Source organism: Endozoicomonas sp. PH6C, assembly GCF_059322965.1.
The window spans coordinates 3,815,619-3,837,001 of record NZ_CP185342.1 but is presented as its reverse complement, the minus strand read 5'-3'; the positions used below and the strand labels follow the sequence as shown (position 1 = coordinate 3,837,001).

Here is a 21,383-nt window from a genome sequence, read left to right as displayed (position 1 = left end):
AGAAAACCTCACGCCCCGAAAGGCGGGGGTTGAGAACAGTTGACGACCTGAATTGTTCAGTTTTTAACTCGGTTCTGCTTCTGGCTGTCGATGTAAGGTGTGTTTACGGGCGGGTTTTCTGATTCGTGCAGATAACAAGGACTCATAATGAAACTGCAAAAGCTTGTAGCAGCTATGGTCATATCAGGAGCAATGGGTTCCGGTCTGGCGAATGCACTGGGGTTGGGTGAAGTGCGCTTGAATTCTGCGCTCAATCAACCGCTGGATGCCGAGATTGAATTGCTGCAAGTCAGAGAGTTGACCCGGAACGAGATTCTGCCCAATCTTGCCAGTCGTGCAGATTTTCAACGGGCGGGGCTCGACAGGCCTTTCAGTCTGACTGGCCTGAATTTTAAAACCATTCTGAGAGAGGACGGTACGGGCTATATTCATGTCACCAGCAGTCAGGCGGTTCGTGAGCCCTTCCTTAATTTTCTGCTGGAAGTGCACTGGCCCAGTGGTCGCTTGCTCCGGGAATACACCATGCTGCTGGATCCGCCTGCCTTTAGCCAGGAGGCAGCGGCTCCGGTGAATCCTGCTTCTACCCAGACATACAACAGTGGTTTTCCTGAGCCTTCACGTGGTCAGAGTGTGAATCCGTTCGATCAGAGAGGGTACTCTGAAAGTCAATCTTCATCCTATCAGCCAGAAGAATCATCCAGGCCGATCCAGGTCAATCCGGTCAGGGAAGAGCCTGTTCGCACCGGTGTCCGTAGCTATTCTGGACCAGGCCAGAGAGATACTTATGAAGTGCAGCCTAATGATAGTCTCTGGAATATTGCCAGAAGTGTCAGGCCTGCTAGTGATCTGAGTATTCAGCAGACGATGCTGGCTCTGCAGAAAAAGAATTCACAAGCCTTTGTTCAAAATAATATCAACCGTCTCAAAAAAGGACAGGTGTTGCGCTTGCCTGACAGAGATGAAATTACACAAGTGAGCTTTCAGGATGCTGTTAGTGAGGTGGCTCGACAGAATCGTGAGTGGCAGGCTCGTCTGGAGCAACTGGATGCAACACGACGCAGCTCAGCCGAGTCGGGTGGAGAAGGTGCTGGAAACAATGGGCGTTTGTCGATTGTTGCCACAGATAATAGCTCCGGTGCGGGCAGTGATCTGGGAAGAGGGTCTGCAGACACGGCAACCACGGCGCTTCAGAATGAGTTGGCAATGACTCGTGAGAAGATGGATAACCTGACTCGCGAGAATGAAGAGCTTAAAAGCCGTTTAAAAGATCTCGACGATCAGATCAGTACCCTGAAACGACTGATAGATCTGAAAGATGATCAGATGGCCGCACTGACACAGCAGCCTGTCGGGACACCGGCGCAAATAGCGCCGGAAACCAGGCCGGTTCCTGTGGCTGAGCAACCAGTACCAGAATCTGAGCCTGGCTTCCTGAGCTTCCTGTTTGGTCACCCTCTTTATCTGGCTTTGTCAGCTCTGCTGCCATTAGGTCTGATTGCGGCCCTGTTAGTTTACCGACGTCGCAAGCAGGAAGAAGAGGACGAGATCGAAGTTGAGGAAGAGTCCAGCCTGGAGCCGATGTCGCTGATTCCTGATGAACCTCAGCAGGATGATCAGGAAGAGTTTGAGCTGGATGAGACACTCGAAATCGATGAAGACAGTCTGCTTGAAGATGAAGAGCCAGAAGAGACGACTCAGCAGACCGAGGATGCAATCAGTGAAGCCGATATCTATATTGCCTACGGCAGATTTCCGCAAGCTGTTGAGCTTCTGGAAAAAGCCATTGCAAATGAGCCGGATCGTTCGGATCTGAGACTCAAACTGCTGGAAGTTCATGCTGAAAATAATGATCTGGATAACTTTAAGGCAGCTCTGGCAGGTGTTGAGTCGCTGGATGATCAGGATGCCTTGCGTCAGGCTGATGCCTATAAAGCCCGGTTCCCGGCTGAAGCTTTCTTTGGAGATGTTACTCAACAAGCGGCTACTGAAGAGGCAGATGACGATTTTGAGCAATTCGACCTGAATGAAGCACTCAACGATGAAAGCGATGTTGATTCTGATGGCGAGCTGGGTGATTTGGAGTTTGATCTGGATGACCTGGAGTTCAATGATGAGCCTGCTGAGTCGGCTGATGATCTGGACTTCCAGCTGGATGATCTTGATCTGGAGCCAGAACAGGGCGAAGACGATACTTCTGAGGCACTTGAAGAACTGGAGCTGCCTTCAGAATCGGACGTAGCTGCTCAGGAAGCGGTTCCTGCTCCAGGCGATAATCTTGATGATCTGGAGCTTGGACTGGATGAACGCTATGCCGATGATGACGAACAGTCGCTGAGCTTCGATGATGGCCTGCCTGACCTGGAGTCGGTTCTGGAAGGCGATGATCTGGAGTTCCTTTCTGATGACGATGAAGCAGCAACCAAGTTGGATTTGGCAAGGGCCTACATTGACATGGGTGATATAGAAGGTGCCAGGGACATTCTGCAGGAGGTGCTTGAGTCTGGCTCTGATGAGCAGAAGCAGGAAGCTCAGGCACTGATGGAGCAAGCGGTTTAACATTCCCCAGCCTCAATTCAATAACCAACTGGTTAGGTACTTAAAGCCCGGAATGGTTCACATCGGGCTTTTTTTAGCCATCGGAATCAGGGTTAAAGAAACAGGCGACGAGTGTCTGTCAGAAGTTTAACCAGCATTGCAGCAAAGGCAAAAAAACAGCCACTTTTTGCCCTGTTAAAAAATCCAGATAATATTTGAGCTGCCTATTCATTCTGGAAGTGTCTTTTAATAGAGGCTGAAAGCTGGATCACTCTTTGCTTTCTTCTGAAGGGCTTAAGTCATTTTCATTCTGCTTTGTATCAGGAAGCTGCTTGCCTTTTCGATGCGCTTCTGTCTGATAGGGCAGCTGTTCACAGTTCTCGAAGGTTGTTCCGCATGACTGTTGTTGATCATCCTCTCCGAGCGCTGGCTCATCATAAGTTTGTGACCCGGTGTGGAATCTTTTTTTGTGACGCTTGAGGGCTGAAGCGCTGACTGAGACCCGATCGCATCGGTGCTCCTTGCCATCCGCCCCGACCACTGTCTCGTTACAATGGTGTTGCTCGAAGAGACTGGAACTTCTTCTATTCAGACTGCTGACGGTGCTATGTAAGCGCTTGGGTTGCTTCTTGTAGGGTCTTTTTTGCTCCTGCGGTTCATTTTCCGGCTTGATAAACGATGCTGTAAGGGCGTATGGCTGAAGATCGTGCAGGGCTTGAATGAGATCATCCATTCGTGCGTATTGCTTGCCTTGTTCCGGTGTCCCTGCAGTTTGGTTTGTTGGAGTTTCTGCGGCATTCAGCGACCTCTCTTCTGATGACTCGCCGCTATCAGATGATTGTCGTAGTTTACAAAGGCCATTACAGGAGTCGACGTGACAATTTAAACCCAAAGTGTGCTGTTGTTGTTCGGGGCCTTTGTTACCGTCACCAGAGCCCGAACGGTAGGTGAGAGTGGCTTTAAGCAGCGTGGTTGAATGAGAGGCTTGCTGACCGGGTGATGCTGATGGCTGGTTTGGTTCCTGGCTTTTTTGTTGACTTTGTTGTTGACCACGTCCGGGGAGCATCATCGTGGTGATCACAAACGGATCATCCTGACTTGCCTGCAGTTGCCCTATTGGATTGAACAGCGGTGAATCGGTGTTCCAATAGCTTTGCAAAAGTGAGCCGACAGCGACAAGCGCTTCTGCAGGTACCCCTGAATAAGGTTTGGCGCTCAGCATAGCATCACTGGTGGTTATAATCAGTTCGTAAGCAACCAGGAAATGAGTGGCGTAAATCAATTTCCACGAGATCGACTCAAATAAGGAGGTTTTTACCTCGCAGCCAAGTCTGTCTGCTTTCTCTTCTGGCGGCAAAATTGCTTCTGCATAGTCGTTTATATCAGTAAGGTATGACGGGGTGCTCAGTAAGGTGTGCGGGTCTTGCAGTATAGAAAAGCTGCCTGTTGGAGAGCTTTCATCCTGCTGCAACTCGACAACAAAGCCTCTTTTAAATGATTCGGCCTGGCAAATAGCGGGCAATGAGAGTAACAGCAATATGAGACCTGCGGAGAGTGGTTTTCTGAAAACTCTGTCATTGCATCTATTGGAGAGTAGGTTTTTCAAAAATCTATCCTTACATCTATTTGTGTTTTTGTAGGGAGTAAAGATAGACCAGGAAAGTGACGGATCTGGAAAATAAACGTGTTTTTCATTCGAGTACCAAAAATTGCGTCTCAGTGTATAAAAACCAGGCGGACCCTATGTTTATTCGGCTTGCTGCCCTACCAATTGTTTCTGCCTCCTGATAAATTTCCCTCCTTTTAGTGGCTGTTGTAAAACTCTGGCACCTATGCTCAAAGGCTCTCCTGGTCCCAGCGTGGAAATGAGTTATTGGAGTTTTGCAGCAGCCTCTTTAATGGATGGAGTGAGTATTTTTCATGCCGCGATTAGCTGCCAGTGTTCAATACGATGGTTCCCGTTACCATGGTTGGCAGAGTCTGAAGTCAGGGCTTCCCTCGGTTCAGGCTACTGTAGAAAAGGCGTTGTCGAACGTAGCCAATCATCCTGTCTCTGTCGTTTGTGCAGGAAGGACGGATGCCGGGGTGCATGGTTGCAACCAGATTATTCATTTTGATACTGAGTCCGTTCGTAGTGGTTATGGTTGGACGTTTGGAGGGAATACCAACCTGCCGGATGACATCTCCTTCAACTGGGTTCAGCCTGTCAGTGAAGACTTTCATGCCCGCTATTCTGCTCTGTGGCGCAGATATCGCTATGTGATTCTTAATCGACCGGTGAGACCCGCTCACCTGCCTAAAGGTGTCACCTTTTACTACCGGCCACTGGATGTAGAGTTGATGAATATTGCCGGGCAGCAGCTTATTGGTGAGCATGATTTTGATGCTTATCGGGCGGTACAGTGTCAGGCGAAACATGCGGTTCGTGAAATTCAGCATCTGAATGTCTACAGACATGGCGATATGGTGGTGATTGATGTCAGGGCGAATGCTTTTCTTCATCATATGGTAAGAAACATCACGGGTGTTCTTCTGGAAATTGGTGCGGGCAGAAAACCACCAGTCTGGGCAAAAGAAGTGCTGGAGGCCCGAAAACGTTCTGAAGGGGGTACTACAGCCAAGCCCCATGGTCTTTATTTTGTTGATGTGGGTTATCCGGCAGATTTCGAACTGCCAAAAAGTGAACCGAATCCTTTCTTCGTAGCCTCGACGCTGCCCTGGTGACCTGAAAGTCACTTGACAATCGGGCTGGCAAGAGGTCTTTTTATTGTATTAAGCATTTGTCTTTATCGATTGATATTTTTATAGCCAAGGGAATAGGCAACCAGGGATGGATTATGAGAAAACGACATCGGTCTGCAGCAGGCTTTTTCGTCTACGTTTTAGTTTCATTGGTCTTGAGTGGGATAGCTCGGGCCGGATCACTGGAATCGGCTGGTCAGGAGGACGGAGTCTGTCTTCAGGAGGGTTCGAAGGAGCGAGACCAATGGAGTCAAAATATTAGAAAGAAGTTTAACTGGCTACCTCACTTTAGCAGTGGAAGGATGGTCTATTCCCGTTCTTGTGATCAGAGCAGACTGCAGGACTGGGAGGTAGATGAAGAGGAGGTGGTTTCTCTAGAAGGCAGAAGGCTGAATGTTTTCAGATGGCGCAAAGAATTCTATCCGGTAGCGTCTGAGCGCAGATTCGGAGTACTTTATCCTGTTCAGTATCTGCAGCAACGTTTGAGTTTTCAGTTCCGAGGTAGTCGCTACTGTCTGATATTGAACAATAACAAGCGCTTTGAAAGTCTTTCCTGGGAGCAATGTCTGCAATCTGTCGAAACCCGCTGGTTATTTGATCTGCCACCCGATCCTGGTGAGGATGGCTTGATAGGTTTAGCAGGAATTGACAGTAATCAAGATGGTGTTCGTGATGATATTGAGCGGTTTATTGAGAGAACTCTGCCTGATTCTGAACAAGAAAAGAAAGCAGCCAGGCAGTTGGCGGAAGTGAGTCAGAAGAAGCTGGAGAATGCCTATGACAGAGAAAGAATTATTGAGTTGGACGATGAGTCGGGTGCGGCAGTTATTTGTCTATTGCATGTAATGGGCCGGGATGCCACCGCATTTCGCCATAAGATGAAGGCGAAAATGTATAACACGTCAGAGCGTATAGAAGCATGGAATAAAATGAATGGCCATCTAAGTGGGGTGCCTTATACGTTACCGGAAGATTTTGCGAGTCAATGTAATTTTGCAGTGAATGGTTCAACCGAATAGTTCTGGATGAGTCACTGTCTCAACTTCTTTCAGGGATGATTATGAAGAAAGTATTACTCATGTTTTTTGTGTGCTTAAGCTTGAATTTATGGGCTGCAGAGTGTCCTGTTTCAAGACCTGATTTAACAATGGCTTATGGTAATGGGATGTTTAACGATCGGGAGGATGCCGTTGAGTCTCAGGGCAGGCTGAAGCTGATGATGGCAAGCCAGCTTCCCGGTTACCGGGTCAGCTACAGTCTTTCTTATAACTACAACGAAAGTCCTGTTGATCAAGTGCTCGAAGTGGCGCGACAAAAACTGTTGCAGGATTACAGTAATATTTTACTGTGGCTTTCAGGAGTGGAGTCGGCACCTGACTGGTTCCGGGAAGGATTGGAGCTGATAGTACTCAGCTATGATGCATTCAGTTATGTGTTCGATAGTGACCTTCGCAAGCATATTAGTCAATACACGCAAGACATCAGCCAATGTCGAAAGGTTTTGCTGGTGGCTCATTCTCAGGGGAACTTTTATGGTAATGAGTCCTGGCGTTCGGTTTATCAGACTTTCACTGCTGGCATCGCCTGGGATGAGTTGAAGTTAATGGGGATGGTGTCAGTGGCCACTCCTGCAAGTCAGGTAGGATACCCCTTGAGTTATCCCGTTGATCAACAGAGTGTGACCCGATACCTGACGCTTTCTGATGATCTGGTGATTAATTTATTGAGAAGTGCTGCCTTCGGACCTCTGCCCGCCAATGTAACAAACAATGCTGTGAGCGACGACTGGAAAAATCATAGTTTTGGATTGAGTTATGTTTTAGGCGATCCCAGCGGCCAGATGTTGAGGGAGCAGATCAGAAGTGTTGCTTATAGTCTTGAAACCTTACCCTTTGATCGGCAGCCAGTAGACTCAACTGCGCTGGCATCTGCGGGCTATGATCCAACAGCCCGGATACTGGAAATCCAGTTTGTGGGTAGTGACAGTCTCTATCGATATTACGGTGTGCCTGAGAGCGTCTATCAGGATTTGCTGTCTGCCGAATCTGTGGGTCGTTATTACAATCTGGTCATCAGAGGACAGTACCCTTCCAGGCGTTTGTATTGAAATGACTTTTACTCTTGATTTGGCTCTTGTCTCTCCATTATGAGACAAGGGTCGGCTGTTTCTGCTAACATCCACGTTCTGCTTTCTGATCCTGTTTTATTTCCTTCTCCTTGAGGAGGGGTATGGAAGCATCCTGTTCAATGACTCCCATCGCTCACTCATCAAAGAAGCCGTATTTAACCGGTTTGTCTGATGACCGGGAGAGTTCACTGTTATCGAATGCTTTAGGCGTTCTTTACTGGAAATAGGCACATACGGGAGAGGTATCGTTGAAGACTCGGATCAAGGTCTGTGGAGTCACCTCTGTAGAAGAAGCACTTGAAGCGGTTAATGCGGGTGCCGATGCACTGGGTTTGGTGTTTTATGCACCCAGCAAGCGGTTTGTGTCCGTTGGTAAGGCTCGAGAAATTGCCAGTGCGGTCCCACCCTTCATCACTCTGGTGGGTTTGTTTGTTGACGCTGAGGAAGCGGTTATCCGGAACGTTCTGGATCAGGTCCCCCTGGATCTGTTGCAGTTTCATGGCAATGAGACCGATCAGGAGTGTGAGCGATGGCGAAGAAGATATATCAAGGCACTCAGAGTACGTCCCGGGACGTCTGTTGAGGAAAGTGCTGCCGCTTATCCCGGTGCCTGTGGTCTGCTTTTGGATTCTTATCGTAAAGGTATACCCGGTGGAACCGGTGAGGCCTTCGACTGGCAGTTGATACCCGACAGTCTGGATAAGCCTGTTATTCTGGCGGGTGGCCTGAATCCTGAGAACGTTTCGCAAGCCATAGAACAGGTTGCGCCCTTTGCTGTCGATGTCAGCAGTGGTGTAGAGAATGACAGGGGTAAAGACCCCGAAAAGATGAAAGCCTTTGTCGAGGCGGTAAAACAATGACTGTAGATTATAAAAAGTTGCACGAACTGCCGGATGAATCCGGCCATTTTGGTCGTTTTGGTGGACGTTATGTGGCTGAAACGCTCATGTGTGTCCTTGAAGAGCTGGAATCGACCTACAAGAAGCTTTGGAATGATCCGGATTTTCAGGCTGATTTTGACCGTGATCTGGCTCATTACGTAGGCAGGCCTTCACCGCTCTATCATGCTGAGCGCTGGTCTGAAAGTCTGGGTGGTGCTCAAATCTACCTGAAGCGTGAAGATCTGAATCATACCGGTGCCCACAAGATCAATCATGCCATTGGTCAGGCTCTGCTGGCCAAACATATGGGGAAAAAGCGGATTATTGCTGAAACCGGTGCCGGTCAGCACGGTGTGGCTACCGCTACTGTTGCTGCCAGACTGGGTCTGGAGTGCATCGTTTACATGGGCGCTAAAGACGTAAAACGACAGGCGCTGAATGTTTACCGAATGAAGCTGCTTGGGGCCATTGTGGTACCGGTCGAGAGTGGCTCTCAAACACTGAAAGATGCCATCAACGAAGCTCTGCGTGACTGGGTAACCCGTCCTGAAGAAACCTTCTATATTCTGGGAACGGTTTGTGGTCCACATCCGTATCCGGAAATGGTGCGTAATTTTCAGAGTGTTATTGGTCGTGAGGCTCGCAGGCAATGTCTGGAAATGACTCAGCGTCTGCCTGATGCACTGGTGGCTTGTGTGGGGGGGGGCTCTAATGCGATGGGATTGTTCTATGAATTCCTGCAGGATGAAGACGTCAAAATCTACGGTGTTGAAGCCGGTGGTCACGGTGTCGAATCTGGAGAGCATGCCGCAAGAATGTCTGGTGAAAGACAGGGCGTTTTCCAGGGGCAGCGCAGTTTCCTGATGTGTGACGACGATGGTCAGATAACTGAAAGCTATTCTGTATCGGCTGGACTGGATTATCCGGGAGTAGGGCCAGAGCACAGCCATCTCAGAACTGTGGGTCGTGCAGAGTATCCTTGCGTGACAGATGATGAGGCTCTGGCGGCATTCAGAAGCCTGACACGTATGGAAGGTATTATGCCGGCGCTTGAGAGTTCTCATGCCCTGGCTTTTGTTGAGCAGCTGGCTCCCACCATGGCAAAGGATCAGATTATTCTTGTCAATCTGTCTGGTCGGGGTGACAAGGATATTCACACTGTGGCCGAGATAGATGGACTTACGTTCTAAGCATTCAAGGAGAAATCATTATGAGAATTAAAGCATGCTTTGAGCGATTGTCTTCAAAAGGTCACAAGGCTCTGATGCCCTACATAACAGCGGGTGATCCGGCAAGTAAGACCGTAGACGTTATGCACAAGCTGGTAGCCAGTGGTGCTAACCTGATTGAGCTTGGGTTTCCGTTCTCTGACCCCATGGCTGACGGGCCGGTGATTGCTGAGGCGCATGAGCGAGCATTATCACAAGGTGTTACATTGAATGACGTTTTTTCAATGGTAACTCGCTTCAGGGAAAACGATAATAATACACCGATTGTCCTGATGGGCTACCTGAACCCGGTTGAAATCATGGGTTATGAAGCGTTTGCTACCCGGGCAGCTGAAGCCGGTGTAGACGGTGTACTGATTGTTGATCTGCCCGCAGAATTTGCCGGTGATCTGGTTGAGCATTTAAAGCCCAGGCGGATTGATATGATCAACCTGATTACGCCGACTACCACCGATGAGCGCATTCAAAAGATCTGTTCTGTTGCTTCAGGATTCGTATATTACGTTTCTGTAAAGGGAGTCACAGGCTCGAACAAGCTGGATCTGGACAGCGTTCAGTCCAGAGTGGCCCACATCAAAGGGTATACCGATCTGCCTGTAGGAGTAGGGTTTGGTATTCGTGATGGTGAGTCTGCCGCCGCTATTGCTTCTGTTGCGGATGGTGTGGTAGTAGGGTCTCTGCTGGTATCTGAGCTGGCTAATTATGAAAGCCAGGGTGAAGGTGCTATCGACCGGGTTTCTGGCCATCTGGAAGCAATGCGTCAGGCAATGGATAAAGGTTAACCCAATGAATTAAGGCGATAGAAAATGGGGGATTGTCCTGAACATTCAGGTGCCCCCTTTCAGTCTTGCTAACAGACAGGAAGCGTGAATGAGTAACTGGCTAGTCGACAAACTGATACCTTCGCTGTCACGTTCTGCGAGTCAGCAGAAGAGCAGCAATGTGCCAGAAGGATTGTGGCGCAAGTGTGTTAAGTGTGAGTCGGTATTGTATCGTCCAGAGCTTGAGAGAAATCTGTACGTTTGTCCAAAATGTAATCATCACATGCGTATCGGTGCCCGAAAACGTCTGCAGTATTTTCTGGACAAAAACAGCACTGAAGAGCTGTTCTCCGAGATAGAGCCTGTCGATAAGCTCAAGTTCCGGGATTCAAAGAAATACAAGGATCGCCTGTCATCGGCCCAAAAGCAGACGGGGGAAAAAGATGCTCTGGTGGCTATGAAGGGCCAGCTTGATGGCTTGCCTTTGGTCGCTGTGGCATTTGAATTCAGCTTTATGGGTGGGTCAATGGGTTCTGTTGTTGGCGAGAAGTTTGCCCGTGCGGCAGAGCTGAGCCTGGAACTCAAGATTCCTTTTGTCTGTTTTTCTGCCAGTGGCGGTGCTCGTATGCAGGAAGCCTTGTTCTCCCTGATGCAGATGGCTAAAACCAGTGCGGCATTGGAGCGTATGAAACAACACGCGGTACCTTATTTCTCAGTGCTGACAGATCCCGTTTATGGGGGTGTGTCTGCCTCTCTGGCAATGTTGGGTGATGTGAATATTGCCGAGCCTGGTGCCTTGATCGGTTTTGCCGGTCCGCGGGTGATCGAACAGACCGTTCGTGAAAAATTGCCGGAAGGCTTCCAGCGCAGCGAGTTTCTGCTGGAGCATGGTGCCATCGATATGATTGTTGATCGAGGCGATATGCGTTCGACGGTTGCTCGACTTTGTAGAAAAATGCAGGGGATGGCCCCTGCGCCTGCTGAGCCGGATTCGGACTTTAGTGCAGTTGAGGAAGAGGTGATTTCAGCGGCTGGGTGAGGTGTGATTAGAATAAAGAAAATCATGCCTTCCTTGAGGGAGGGAGTTGAAAGTCTCTAGAAATGAATCGATAAGTTAGTCTGGCCAAAATTCATCATTGATCACCTGTTCAAAGCGCCACTCGCATTGTGTTGGGAATGTGGCTTCTTGCAGGCCCGTTTCCTTGAATGCTGTGATCTTCGCGACGTTGTAAGCCTCAGCAAAGATCTCAGGGAATTTGGGTTTGAGTCCGGGGTTTTCCTTGATGAGTTTTTTCAGACGGTACCGTTGTTCTTCGACTGAGCCTTGCCAATATGTGCTCCTGTTTACGGGTTGATATTTCCACTTCAAAAGATGCATGAGCAATAAGTCCAGTCGATGACTAAGCTGGCGATATTCACTTCTGCCCATGCTTTCGATTTCCTCAAGAATGTTATCCAAATCCAGTTCTCCCAGTCGACCCTGACGGATTAAGTTGGCTTGTTGCTGCGTCCAGCTATAAAAATCAGTGTCGTAAAGCTGCTGGGTCATCGAATTGCCTCATAAAGGATTCATCCAAAGCCAGATGTAGAATGATTTAAGCAAATATGCAACCATTCGTCCCTAACGATGTACTTCCAAGGAATCCCTGCATGACATACCAGCAAAACAGTCAGCCTCCCTTCGAGCAGCTGTCTGATTGGCTTGACTGGTTGGAAAACACCCGGCCTGAACACGAAATGGAACTTGGGTTGGACAGAATCAGGAAGGTGGCCAAAAGACTGGATCTTATCAAACCTGCTCCTCTCGTAATCACGGTAGGTGGTACCAATGGCAAGGGCTCGACGGTCGCTATTCTTGAGTCCATTCTCCTGGCGGCTGGTTATAAGGTCGGCGTTTACACCTCTCCGCATCTGCGCAGATTCAATGAGCGAATTAAAGTTAATCGTGTTGAAGCGAGCGATGCAAGCCTCTGTGACTCTTTTCAAAAAGTAAATGACGGACTTGGTGGTGACTGGCTATCCTATTTCGAGTTCGCAGTCCTGTTGGCTATAGATGTGTTCAGGAAAGAAAAAGTAGATATCGCTCTCATGGAAGTTGGACTTGGCGGTCGACTCGATGCCACCAACATGATTGAGCCCGATATTTCAATTATTACAACAGTAGGGTTGGATCATCAGGACTGGCTGGGTTACAGTATTGAAGCGATAGCAAAAGAAAAAGCAGGAATTTTTCGCTCTGAAAAACCAGCAATATTTGGTGGTGTGGAGACACCAAACAGTATCGTCGATCAAGCTGTCAGACTGGAGTCAGCTCTTTACAGAAGAGATAAAGAGTTCGAGTTAACAGAAGAAGACAGAACATGGAGTTGGAAAGGTTTGAACAAAACGGGTGATTGTATTGAGTATGTTGGCCTCCCTGTGCCTGCGTTGGTCATTGATAACGCTGCTACTGCTCTGCAAGCAATTCAGTTTTTACCTCAAGTTGTAAACCGTGATGCCATCGTAGAAGGTTTAAAAGCATCGCACCTCCCTGGTCGCTATGAAAAAGTCCTTGAGACTAATAAAAGCGGGGAGGAAGTTCAGATTGTTTTCGATGTTGCTCATAACCCCCAGGCAGCAGCAAAGCTGGCGGAGTGCCTGAGGTCAGACCCGGTATCAGGGAAGACTCGTGCACTGATAGCTATCTATAAAGACAAGGATTATCACGGAGTGATTGAGTCACTGTCTGAAGTGGTAGATGAGTGGGTTGTTGCTGATTTCGACTCACCCAGAGCACTTAATAAAGTCGATCTCAGTGAAGCAGTGGCCAGATATTCTGGTCTGCCTGTCATCGCTGAAAATGCAGAACAAGGTTTCCAGCAACTTAAAGAAGAGTCAACAGCCAGTGACAGAGTGCTTGTTGTTGGTTCGTTTTTGACGGTTGGTGCAATTTTGAGCATTGACAGTTAGGTGTTCCTTTTTAAATAAGAATTCTGGCATGAGTGTTACGTGCTCATGGGTATTTTTATAAAAAATATTTGTATTTAGACGTGTGTTTTGGGTGATAGGTACTTGTCAGTGTATGTATAACTGGTATTCTTGTCGTGATACCCCATGATATTTAGAGAAACTTCCTAACCAGCAGTTGCTTGGTTTTGGAGTTTTCATAAGTGGTCGTGTAGTCAAAAAATAGACGGTTTTTAAGCTGCTTTTCAGAGAGGGTGTTATCTGGAGGGCGGTAGCGTTTTCTAAAAACAATGCTTGAGAGATAATTCGGTCTTATTGACTGAATCAGAGTGGCAAGCCATTGTGGCTGTTATTCGGAAGATTGATACTAATCGTTTTGCCCGCTTTAATGACTTTATGTTATAAAAATATTCCGCCTGATTGTGACCATTGACCTTGATGATGTCTGCACCGTAAGAGACAGAATCAACCGTTGTAGGCTACGCTCCCCCCCCCTGCTGGATATTACTGAACGGGTACGAAAATACTGCCTGTGGTATGAACCTTGAAAATTCCGGGATGCTTTTTTAATAGAGAATAGCGAGAGGTCAATACCATTGAGAATCACAAGCGAACATGCGAGCCATATTTGCAATGTGCTTCAGCGTTACTTTGGTGCCAAAACTGATATCTGGCTCTTCGGCTCCAGAGTTGATGATAAACAGCGTGGCGGTGATATTGATATCTATATAGAAACCGACCTGCAAAGCCCGGAAGCGGTTTTTGATGCCAAACTCCACAGCCTGGTGGACATCAAACAGCACATTGGTGACCAGAAAATTGACCTGGTCATTTATCGACGAGGAAAACACCGCGAAGCGATTCACCATGAAGCCAGAAATAGCGGGATTCAACTGAATGGCAACAAAGCAGGGTAAAGAATGAGTAGCGGAAGACAAGTTGTAGACGTTATCGGGCGCACTCTCTGGATTTGTGACCGTCATGCATTGCGCCTCGAATGGGTGATGGACGAAGTGAAAAGATTGTATCCAATGAGTGTCAATGCATTTAACAATCTTGCCCCCGCTGAAGTGGCGTACATGGATCAATTTGCCACCCGGTTCAGTAAATTGCAGGATGCCATGGGGGCAAAACTCTTTCCTCAGGTGCTGGATTTGGTGGGAGAGCAGGGGGCGTTGAACACCTTTATCGATAAGCTCAACCGGCTGGAAAAAATAGGAGTGATTGATAACGCAGCCCAATGGCCTTTATTTCGTGAGATGCGCAATGCTTTTGCCCATGACTACCCGGAAGATAGCGAACTGAATGTCGAGACGTTGAACCGGGCCATGCCGCTGGCCAGCGAGTTGTTAACGGTCTACCGCAATATTCGGGATTTTGCCTTGCGCTATGGTGCTGTTTTACCTGGAGAATGCAGCGATGGTTGAGGGAGTGCCAAGTGCGGTTGAGTGAATCTGAACGAAAAGCCGTTGTGACAGCTATTCAGCAGTTTGACCTCGATGCTGAAATTTGGCTTTTCGGTTCAAGGGTTGATGACCAGGCCAGAGGTGGGGATATAGACTTACTTATCCTTTCGGATAAGTTGAAACCTGACGATAAAATAAGGATCAGATTGGCGCTCTACGAAAAGCTGGGTGAGCAGAAAATAGACTTGGTCATTGCCGCTGATGATTCCGACCCGTTTACTCGAATAGCATTGGCAGAAGGAGTTTCTCTGTGAATGATGGCACAGCCGCTAAGCAACAAGTAGCGATAAAAGAAGACCAGTTCTTGTTATTGCAGCAGCAGCTGGAAAGCATGAGGCAAATGGAGGAGTTACTCAAATGGTCTTTGGCTCGCTGTAAGACTGTAAATCTTGAAAAGGGAAGTATGCCAGACCCTGAAGCTCTGGAAAAATTTGAATCCCTCACCGCTCGCTTTGCTCGTTTTAACGACATCTTACTACAAAAAATATTCCGTCTGATCGACGTCATAGATGTGGAGCATGGAGGTACCATTCGCGACAGAATCAACCGCGCCGAGAAAAAAGGCCTGATTGATAACGCCATTGAATTTATAGAAATTCGTGAACTGAGAAACAGTATTGCCCATGAATACCAGCCGGAGGCATTAAGTCTGATTTTTCCCAGGGTTCTTGCATTTACGCCAGTGTTGCTTGGTGTGGCTGATAGGGTTAGGGGGTATTGTCGGCGGTATGGTGGTGGTTAGTGGTAAATGCCACTTCTCTGGCATTCAGGGGGAAATTATGAAAACCCCTGAAATTATTCACCTGTAGCTTATATTTGTTTTCTTTTTAATACGTCTATGGTTTTGTAACTGCGCATCAGGATAAGGCCTCAGCATGGATGTAGGGAAAAATCATGAAAGCCCCGGAAGCCACTGAGCTCAATGGCTATAAGGATATCCACCTATAGAGCAAAATACACATCCATTGTCTTATATAAAAAAGATTTGGATGTCCCGGAATTGAATGCATTTGATTTAATGAATAGGCTATCTGTCATTTATGACGCACGTCAGCAATGGAAAGTAGATCATAAACTTGCTGATATTCTGCTCTTAACCATCTGTGCTGTCATTGCAGGTTGCGAAGGTTGGGAAGAAATTGAAGACTTCGGCAATGAAAGACTGCAATGGTTAAAAAAGTATGGTGAATTTGAATACGGTATTCCTTCACATCATACAATTTCCAGAGTAGTTGCTGCTATTAACCCAAAGCAAATTCAGAAATGCTTTATTGAGTGGATGCAAGCCTGTCACCAGACAACCAATGGTGAGATCATTGCAATTGATGGAAAAACAGCAAGAGGCTCTTACGATAAAGGAAAGGACAAAGGTGCAATTCACATGGTGAGTGCATTTGCGACTGCAAACGAATTGGTTCTTGGCCAAATTAAAATTAATGATAAAAGTAACGAGATTACCGCCATACCTGAATTGCTTGATCTCCTGGAAATCCGTGGCTGCCTCATAACTATAGACGCCATGGGGTGTCAGAGGGATATTGCCAAGAAAATCGTGATAAAGGCGCTGATTATTTGTTAGCGGTAAAAGGCAACCAGGGTAAGCTTTATGAAGCATTTGAGAAACATTTCTCTGTTGAAAAAGTGAATCAATGGAATGGTAATACTTTCAGAATCGAAGAGAAAAGCCATGGTAGAATGGAAACACGCCTTCACATAGTAAGTGATACCTTTGATGAGTTCGTTAATTTTTCTTTTGATTGGAAAGGAGTGAAAACACTCGGGATTATTTTCTCTGCCAGAATGGAAGATAAAGTGTTCAATGCTGATGATATCAGTTTCCGTTATTATATCTCCTCTGCGAAGTTAACAGCAGAAGAATTTTCACATGCTGCAAGAGAGCATTGGGCGATCGAAAATAAACTCCATTGGAAAATGGATGTTGCAATGCGAGAAGATGATTGTCGAATCAGAAGGGGCAATGCCGCTGAAATGCTCACAGGTTTTCGGCATATGGCAGTGAATATGTTGAACAATACCAAAACCTTTAAAGCAGGCTTAAAGCGTAAACAGAAAAAGGCAGCCATGAACACACAATACCTGTCTGAAGTCCTTGCTGGGTGTGGGGTTTCATGATTTTTCCCTACCTTCCATCTTGATGTGGATGGCGGTATCGAGGTGACAGCAAGCCATAACCCAATCGACTACAACGGTATGAAGTTTGTTGGTCGTGGTGCACAGCCAAACAATGGTGACAGTGGCCTTCGTGAAGTTCAGCATCTTGCTGAATTTCAGACTTTCAGGCAAACCTCTTCCCGTGGTTCACTGAGCCAGCAAAGCATTCTGAATGATTATGTAAAACATTTGCTTGGTTATATTGACCCTGTAAATATCAAGCCTATAAAATTGGTGGTCAATACTGGAAATGGCGCGGTAGGCCATGTAATCGATGCTCTTGAAGCAAGCTTTAAAACGCAGGGCATAGCCATTGAATTTAATGAACGACCCCGCCCCTTGGAGGGTGTCGCAAAACCCCACAAAAGCCGGTAATCTGAGATAAAGCAGTTTTACCGGCCACCTCATGACATCAAGACGCCAAATTAAGATTAATAACGACCCTCAGCTGGATATTTTCTCAACAGCAACTCACAACTCTGATCAAAGCTCTTTCAAGGAGTCTGGCAATTCAGATGACCAAGCTCAAACAAGACGCTTTGTTGCTCCAGACGCAAACTCCATTACCCCTGGCAATGCAAGCTTAAAAGAGCATCTTGAGTTAACCGACCAAAAAGCACCATTCGCTGTCGCCAGTCTTCTTGATGAACAGGATTGGTCTGAATTTGAGACAAGATACGCTCCACAGGGACGTCCTCCTTATGCACCACGCAATATGATGGGGTTGATCCTTTATGGAATCATGCAAGGTGTAACTTCACTGAGAACTTTGGAACGACTGGCTCGTGTTGACCTTGGTTGCATGTGGGTCTCTGGCGGTATTTTTCCAGATCATGGCATCATTGGGCGTTTTATCAATATGCACAGTGAGTCTATGACTGGAGCATTTTTTGAAAGCCTGACACGCGCGGTACTAAAAAAAACGGATTCCGGCGGAAACTGCCTGGCTGGCGATGGCACGGTAATAGAAGCAGCTTGCTCAAGTTACAACATGATCAAGCAGGAAGCAGCGCAGCAAGCTCTTGAAGCGGCCAAGGAAAAGGCTGACAGCCAACCTGGTTGCACTAAGAGCCAGAAAGATCTGGAGAAGGCGACCAGTGTTCATCAGGCTGTCATTGAGCGCAACAAAAAGAAGAAAAATGGCAGGTCCGGTGAAGCTGTCGTCAGCCCGACAGAGCCAGAAGCGACTGTTCAAAAAATGAAACGGGGGCGAGGCTATGCAGCTAGCTATAAGCCTTCGGTACTCGCTAATAGTAAACGGGTCGTTCTGGGTCAGACGGTTGATCCCACCAGTGAAACCTCGGCAGTAAAACCAATGCTGGATCAGGCAGAGCAAATAACAGAGAGTCCTGTTGACGAAATGCTGCTGGATGCCGGCTACTTTAGCGATGACATCATCGCAACCAGTTTGGAAAGAGACATCAGCTTGCTTTGTCCAGAGGGTAAAGAGCCAGGAAAACCCAAGGCATCGGCCAAGTTCCAGAAGGGGCACTTTTACTATGATGAAGCCCGTGATGTTTATTGGTGCCCGGCAGGTAAAGAGCTTGTCCTGATTGGTCAAATCAAGGGAAGCACTCGAACAAAGGAGCAAAAACTCTACGGCAACGGACCTTGCGAAGGGTGTGCTCTCAAAGGTCAGTGTACGACTAATAAAAAAGGGCGACGCATAAAGCGCTACGCAATGGACGACGCTAAGGATGTATTAAGGCAGGTAATGCAGCAGCCGAAGGCGAAGAAAGTCTTTAGCAAGAGAAAGGCAATGGTTGAGCCTGTTTTTGCCTACTTGCGGGATATACAGGGGTTAAATCGCTTCCGTCGCAAGGGGCTTGAGAACGTTAAATTGGAGTTTGGCTTGCATCTGCTGGCTTACAACCTGAGCAGGGCTGTAAAAGCCATTATTTACGCTATTTTGTCGCTAAACAAGCTTCTCTGTTGGCTTTTTGAACAATATTGGTTACTTGATAGAAAATGGGTCAGTTAGGAAGGCAACGCAGTAAAACATCATACTTTGCAAAGGAGAGTGCTTCACTGGATTTGAATTTTGGCTTTTACGACACCCTCCTTGGGGCGCGGGGTCGTTCATTTTGCGGTCATCAAATATCGAACCTCTTTAAAGACTCAATGCTGAAGGGACTTCTTCTAAAGAACATGTTTAGATTCGAGTTAATGAAATTGAAAGCTTGATAGTTATTTAATCAATGCAACCAATCTTCACTCTCAAACACATTTATTTTTTATTGTGCAATTAAAGCGAACAATTATGAAAAAGAAGGCAATTATTACAGGGATAACAGGTCAAGATGGTGCATATTTGGCTGAGTTTCTTCTTTCAAAAAACTATGAGGTACATGGTATCCGCCGTCGGGCATCACTATTCAATACTGACCGAATTGATCATCTTTACCATGATCCTCATAATAAAGGTTACGACCTCACACTCCACCACGGGGACTTGACCGATTCATCAAGCCTGATTCGGATTGTACAGCAAGTTAAACCTGATGAAATATACAATTTGGCAGCCCAAAGTCATGTAGCAGTCTCGTTTGAAGAGCCTGAGTATACTGCTAACTCTGACGCTTTAGGTGCACTTCGTATTCTGGAAGCAATAAGAATTGCAGGGCTTGAAAAAAAGACTCGTTTTTACCAAGCCTCTACTTCTGAACTCTATGGATTGGTACAAGAAGTGCCACAAAAAGAGACAACACCATTTTATCCGCGCTCACCTTATGCTGTAGCTAAGTTATATTCTTATTGGATTACGGTCAACTACCGTGAAGCCTACGATATTTATGCTTGTAACGGTATTTTGTTCAACCATGAGTCACCTATACGCGGGGAAACTTTTGTCACTCGTAAAATTACACGTGCTTTGGCTCGAATAAAATTAGGCCTTCAGGATTGCCTCTATCTTGGCAATATGGATGCTTTGCGAGATTGGGGGCATGCCCGCGATTATGTAGAAATGCAATGGTTAATGTTACAACAAGACACAGCTGAAGATTTTGTTATTGCAACAGGTGAACAACACTCTGTCCGTGAGTTTGTAGAAGTTGCCGCAAAAGAAATAGATATTAACGTAGCTTGGGAAGGTCAAGGGGTCGAAGAAAAAGGTTACGATAGTTCTACCGGAAAATGTATTGTGGCAGTTGATCCAAGGTATTTCCGGCCAGCTGAAGTTGAAACTCTACTAGGTGATCCATCCAAAGCGAAAGAAAAACTCGGCTGGTCTCCGAAAACATCATTTAAAGAGCTGGTCGCTGAGATGATGCAGGAAGATATGAAACAAGCTCAACGTGATGAGCTTGTTAAACAGCATGGTTTTAAGTATCTTAATCACCACGAATGAGAGATTAATAAAAAATGATACCTGTATATCAACCACATTTTACCGGCCTTGAAAAGCGATACGTTAATGAGTGCCTTGATTCAAGCTGGATTTCCTCGAAAGGTGAGTTTATTGGCCGCTTTGAAAGTGTATTTGCTAAATTTATAGGGGCAAAACATGCAACTAGTGTTTCTAATGGAACAGTTGCAATCCATTTAGCCTTGGAAGCGCTGGGTATTAAAGCAGGCGATGAAGTGATTGTGCCTACATTGACGTATATCGCATCTGTAAATACGATAATACAGACTGGCGCCACCCCTGTTTTCGTTGATTCTCTTGAAGAAACCTGGCAGTTAGATCCAGCTGAAGTTCGAAAAAAAATCACACCAAGAACAAAAGCCATAATGGCTGTTCATCTGTACGGTCAGTCTTGCGACATGGATGAACTGGTTTCTATATGTAAAACACATAATCTGATGCTAATAGAAGATTGTGCAGAAGCGTTTGGCACTTTCTATGAAGGTCAACATGTAGGGACCTTCGGTGATGTAGCAACATTTAGTTTTTTTGGTAATAAAACAATCACTACCGGTGAGGGTGGGATGGTTGTAGCCAAGGATCAATCTATTATTGAAAAAGCTTTCCATCTGAAAAATCAAGGTGTATCTCAGACTAAAGAATATTGGCATGATTGTGTCGCATACAATTACCGTATGACGAATATTTGTGCGGCAATTGGTTTGGCACAAATTAAGACAGTAAAACCAGTCCTGGAAAGAAAAAGACAGATTGCAAATTTTTATTCTGAAGGGTTAGCTGATCTCCCTCTCATATGCCATAAAGAGCAACCTGATACGACTCATTCTTTTTGGATGTGTTCGATAGCGCTTAATGACGGGGCAGTGCGTTCTGATCTTAGATGCCATTTAAAATCGAAGGGTATTGAAACACGCCCTCTTTTTTACCCAGCGCACACAATGCCACATTGTAAGGTTAATGATGCTTTTCCTGTAGCGGAATCGCTCGGTGCGAGAGGGATAAATTTACCAAGTTATCCTGATCTCACAAAGTTGCAAATCGAAGAAATATGTCTCGAAATTAAAAAATTTTTTCATTGAAGTTAAAATTAACGAGTTTGTTAATAGAGTGAATAACTTTTTATTCACTCTAATTATTATTTTTTACAACTTACGAT

General features: G+C 46.5%; 18 protein-coding genes and 2 pseudogenes. 18 read left to right on the top strand and 2 right to left on the bottom strand.

The annotated features are described in order from the left end of the window. Nucleotides 1-147 precede the first annotated feature (147 nt). Complete coding sequence (locus ACOMG9_RS14715) at nucleotides 148-2,556, top strand: motility hub landmark protein FimV (protein ID WP_494529019.1); 2,409 nt, start codon at nucleotides 148-150, stop codon at nucleotides 2,554-2,556. A gap of 247 nt (nucleotides 2,557-2,803) precedes the next feature. Here ACOMG9_RS14715 and ACOMG9_RS14710 read toward each other — a convergent pair whose 3' ends face one another. Next, the gene (locus tag ACOMG9_RS14710) at nucleotides 2,804-4,072 is read right to left on the bottom strand and encodes a hypothetical protein (protein ID WP_494529018.1); all 1,269 of its coding nucleotides are present in this window, start codon (nucleotides 4,070-4,072) and stop codon (nucleotides 2,804-2,806) included. A gap of 383 nt (nucleotides 4,073-4,455) precedes the next feature. Between ACOMG9_RS14710 and truA the strand changes: the two genes are divergently transcribed. The 7 genes from truA (at nucleotide 4,456) to accD (ending at nucleotide 11,315) form a co-directional block, all read left to right on the top strand. Next, nucleotides 4,456-5,259, top strand: coding sequence for a tRNA pseudouridine(38-40) synthase TruA (gene truA, locus ACOMG9_RS14705; protein ID WP_494529017.1), 804 nt, complete (start codon nucleotides 4,456-4,458; stop codon nucleotides 5,257-5,259). Nucleotides 5,260-5,372: 113 nt separating this feature from the next. Next, nucleotides 5,373-6,296 carry a hypothetical protein gene (locus ACOMG9_RS14700; protein WP_448217432.1) on the top strand — a complete coding sequence of 308 codons (924 nt, stop codon included), beginning with the start codon at nucleotides 5,373-5,375 and terminating at the stop codon, nucleotides 6,294-6,296. 146 nt (nucleotides 6,297-6,442) lie between these two features. Further along, a complete protein-coding gene (locus ACOMG9_RS14695) occupies nucleotides 6,443-7,384 on the top strand; it encodes a KTSC domain-containing protein (RefSeq protein WP_494529016.1) in 942 nt (313 codons plus the stop codon). Between the two features lie 269 nt (nucleotides 7,385-7,653). Then, nucleotides 7,654-8,265: a phosphoribosylanthranilate isomerase gene (locus ACOMG9_RS14690; RefSeq protein WP_494529015.1), complete on the top strand. Its 612-nt coding sequence runs from the start codon at nucleotides 7,654-7,656 to the stop codon at nucleotides 8,263-8,265. Then, entirely contained in the window at nucleotides 8,262-9,476 is a 1,215-nt protein-coding gene (gene trpB / locus ACOMG9_RS14685; protein ID WP_448217429.1) for a tryptophan synthase subunit beta, read from the top strand. The genes ACOMG9_RS14690 and trpB overlap by 4 nt, the downstream gene beginning before the upstream one ends. 17 nt (nucleotides 9,477-9,493) lie before the next feature. Beyond that, nucleotides 9,494-10,297 carry a tryptophan synthase subunit alpha gene (gene trpA / locus ACOMG9_RS14680; protein WP_448218648.1) on the top strand — a complete coding sequence of 268 codons (804 nt, stop codon included), beginning with the start codon at nucleotides 9,494-9,496 and terminating at the stop codon, nucleotides 10,295-10,297. Nucleotides 10,298-10,385: 88 nt separating this feature from the next. Further along, nucleotides 10,386-11,315: an acetyl-CoA carboxylase, carboxyltransferase subunit beta gene (gene accD, locus ACOMG9_RS14675; protein WP_494529014.1), complete on the top strand. Its 930-nt coding sequence runs from the start codon at nucleotides 10,386-10,388 to the stop codon at nucleotides 11,313-11,315. Nucleotides 11,316-11,390: 75 nt separating this feature from the next. Here accD and ACOMG9_RS14670 read toward each other — a convergent pair whose 3' ends face one another. Next, entirely contained in the window at nucleotides 11,391-11,825 is a 435-nt protein-coding gene (locus tag ACOMG9_RS14670) for a DUF29 domain-containing protein (protein WP_448217427.1), read from the bottom strand. A 101-nt stretch (nucleotides 11,826-11,926) separates the two neighbouring features. Between ACOMG9_RS14670 and folC the strand changes: the two genes are divergently transcribed. The 10 genes and pseudogenes from folC to ACOMG9_RS14620 all read left to right on the top strand — a co-directional run bounded on the left by folC (nucleotide 11,927) and on the right by ACOMG9_RS14620 (nucleotide 21,306). Then, complete coding sequence (gene folC, locus ACOMG9_RS14665) at nucleotides 11,927-13,225, top strand: bifunctional tetrahydrofolate synthase/dihydrofolate synthase (protein ID WP_494529013.1); 1,299 nt, start codon at nucleotides 11,927-11,929, stop codon at nucleotides 13,223-13,225. A 593-nt stretch (nucleotides 13,226-13,818) separates the two neighbouring features. Beyond that, nucleotides 13,819-14,139 carry a nucleotidyltransferase domain-containing protein gene (locus tag ACOMG9_RS14660; RefSeq protein WP_494529012.1) on the top strand — a complete coding sequence of 107 codons (321 nt, stop codon included), beginning with the start codon at nucleotides 13,819-13,821 and terminating at the stop codon, nucleotides 14,137-14,139. Nucleotides 14,140-14,142: 3 nt separating this feature from the next. Then, entirely contained in the window at nucleotides 14,143-14,649 is a 507-nt protein-coding gene (locus ACOMG9_RS14655; RefSeq protein WP_494529011.1) for a hypothetical protein, read from the top strand. Between the two features lie 11 nt (nucleotides 14,650-14,660). After that, a complete protein-coding gene (locus ACOMG9_RS14650) occupies nucleotides 14,661-14,942 on the top strand; it encodes a nucleotidyltransferase domain-containing protein (protein WP_494529010.1) in 282 nt (93 codons plus the stop codon). Further along, the gene (locus ACOMG9_RS14645; RefSeq protein WP_494529009.1) at nucleotides 14,939-15,430 is read left to right on the top strand and encodes a hypothetical protein; all 492 of its coding nucleotides are present in this window, start codon (nucleotides 14,939-14,941) and stop codon (nucleotides 15,428-15,430) included. Before ACOMG9_RS14650 ends, ACOMG9_RS14645 begins: the two co-directional genes overlap by 4 nt. A 276-nt stretch (nucleotides 15,431-15,706) precedes the next feature. Continuing rightward, nucleotides 15,707-16,821: pseudogene (locus ACOMG9_RS14640) on the top strand (ISAs1 family transposase). A gap of 18 nt (nucleotides 16,822-16,839) precedes the next feature. Beyond that, a pseudogene (locus ACOMG9_RS14635) lies at nucleotides 16,840-17,235 on the top strand (hypothetical protein); the annotation flags it as partial. A 31-nt stretch (nucleotides 17,236-17,266) separates the two neighbouring features. Continuing rightward, nucleotides 17,267-18,841, top strand: a complete 1,575-nt coding sequence (locus ACOMG9_RS14630) for an IS1182 family transposase (RefSeq protein ID WP_494529008.1) — start codon at nucleotides 17,267-17,269, stop codon at nucleotides 18,839-18,841. A gap of 279 nt (nucleotides 18,842-19,120) precedes the next feature. Continuing rightward, the gene (gene gmd / locus ACOMG9_RS14625) at nucleotides 19,121-20,209 is read left to right on the top strand and encodes a GDP-mannose 4,6-dehydratase (RefSeq protein WP_494529007.1); all 1,089 of its coding nucleotides are present in this window, start codon (nucleotides 19,121-19,123) and stop codon (nucleotides 20,207-20,209) included. A 14-nt stretch (nucleotides 20,210-20,223) separates the two neighbouring features. Then, the gene (locus tag ACOMG9_RS14620; RefSeq protein WP_494529006.1) at nucleotides 20,224-21,306 is read left to right on the top strand and encodes a DegT/DnrJ/EryC1/StrS family aminotransferase; all 1,083 of its coding nucleotides are present in this window, start codon (nucleotides 20,224-20,226) and stop codon (nucleotides 21,304-21,306) included. The last annotated feature ends 77 nt before the right edge of the window (nucleotides 21,307-21,383 follow it).